The sequence below is a fragment of the Oleiphilus sp. HI0117 genome, assembly GCF_001635235.1.
The window spans coordinates 1-1080 of record NZ_LWGA01001160.1 but is presented as its reverse complement, the minus strand read 5'-3'; the positions used below and the strand labels follow the sequence as shown (position 1 = coordinate 1080).

Below are 1080 nucleotides of genomic sequence, written 5' to 3'. Positions count from 1 at the left end.
CGATATCTGAATCAATACGACGAACAGGTGTTGCAAAGTCGACAACATCTAGACGCTGTCGAAGCCCCATAGGTAAGTCAACCTTTGGCATGCGCAACTGAATATGGCCACCCACTTCTGACATATCAATATCTACGTCAGGCGAAGCAAAGCTAACGACTATCTGGCCATCGCCCTTTTCACCACGCTGAAAGTCAATATTGGTTATGCCATTTCTATCCGCAGCAACTTTCCTAGAAAACGTATTCGCTGCTGGCATTGCTTCTGGCGATGACGCGACAGCTTGGTATGCTTCACCAGCACCCTCTGAGCCCACCAATACAAACAGCGTATTTCCACTCGTTCGCGTGCTATAGGGCACTAAGTCAACTAAATCAAGAATTACACGGGTTCGGTCCTTGGTGCCGATTACAGTCATGCGTTTCGCATTTCCCATACCAAGATTATGGTATTTCTCTGCCAGCTTACTGCTAGCACCCGGTAAATCGAGCGCTATTCTTGCTGGTTTTTCAATCGTATAGCCATTCACTTCCGGCGGCGTTTCATCAAAAATCAAGGAAATTTCAACTCGATCTCCAGGCAGAGAAGCAAAGCTAACATCGTTAAGGTTAGCGGCATTTGCATTCATTACTGCAAAGAAGCAAACTCCAATCAGGGTTATTAATTTACGCGTCTGAAGAACCATTTCTGTAAACCTTAATATTCTACTTACTTTTGACTTAAACATGTTTGCTCTATTTGATATATCATTCATTATTCCCAAGCCCCCTTAATTACTGATCGTCCAGCGAGATGGTTCGCGGCCTTTCAAGCCAGCCGCCATATCCGTTGGGAACAATTTCAATCAAATCAATCTGACCAACTCTTACATCTACAATTCGGCCATGGTTTTTACCCATATACTGCCCAACCTTGGCCATATGTACGCTCTGCAACTCATCAGCAATCAGCGCCCACAAAATATCTTGTTCATTTCGCTGAAGCGTACCAACCATTTTTAACTGCCCTAGAGAGTATGACTCCAGAACCTCAGGAACTCGATCAAAATCCGGCTTAACGTTACTTTGATCTTTTTGTATC

General features: G+C 44.3%; 2 protein-coding genes. Both read right to left on the bottom strand.

Features of this window, described 5'->3' with window-relative positions; translation table 11 throughout:
- On the bottom strand, nt 1-754 hold a 754-nt coding region (locus tag A3757_RS20575; protein ID WP_156506458.1), incomplete at its 3' end, for an AMIN domain-containing protein.
- A 19-nt stretch (nt 755-773) separates the two neighbouring features.
- Nucleotides 774-1080: pilus assembly protein PilP (locus tag A3757_RS20570; RefSeq protein ID WP_197470172.1), on the bottom strand; the 307-nt coding region annotated here is incomplete at its 5' end.